This window comes from Acetobacter pomorum (genome assembly GCF_002738225.1).
Classification (GTDB): domain Bacteria; phylum Pseudomonadota; class Alphaproteobacteria; order Acetobacterales; family Acetobacteraceae; genus Acetobacter; species Acetobacter pomorum.
Genome location: NZ_PEBQ01000012.1, coordinates 1 through 379, shown reverse-complemented (window position 1 = coordinate 379; position 379 = coordinate 1). Strand labels below are relative to the sequence as shown.

At 61.2% G+C, this 379-nt stretch carries 1 protein-coding gene; it reads right to left on the bottom strand.

The window, feature by feature from the left end:
- On the bottom strand, positions 1 to 379 hold a 379-nt coding region (locus tag CSR02_RS01350; RefSeq protein WP_167384069.1), incomplete at both ends, for an RNA-guided endonuclease InsQ/TnpB family protein.

The following is a 379-nucleotide window of genomic DNA, read 5'->3' as shown; positions in this document are numbered from 1 at the left end:
GTCCGCCCGCCGTAGGATGTTCTTTGCGGCGTTGATGTCCGCGTTTTCAGTGTGTCCGCAGGCAGTGCAGATAAAACGTGCCTGACTGGCCCTATTTGCCGGGTCCACACTTCCACAGACTGAGCAGGTCTGGCTGGTGTAGGCGGCTGGCACCTCAATGAGCCTACCACCCCGGTCCGCCAGCTTGTATCCCAGCAGAGTGCGGAACATTCGCCAGCCCTGATCGAGGATGCTGCGGTTGAGCCCGGCTTTCTGCCGGACATTGCGACCCGGTTCTTCGACCGAGCCTGTGGCTGATGCGGACATGCTCCGCACCTGCAATGCCTCCACAACGACCGTGCCGTGGTTCTTGGCGATGGTCGTGCTGAGTTTGTGGAGG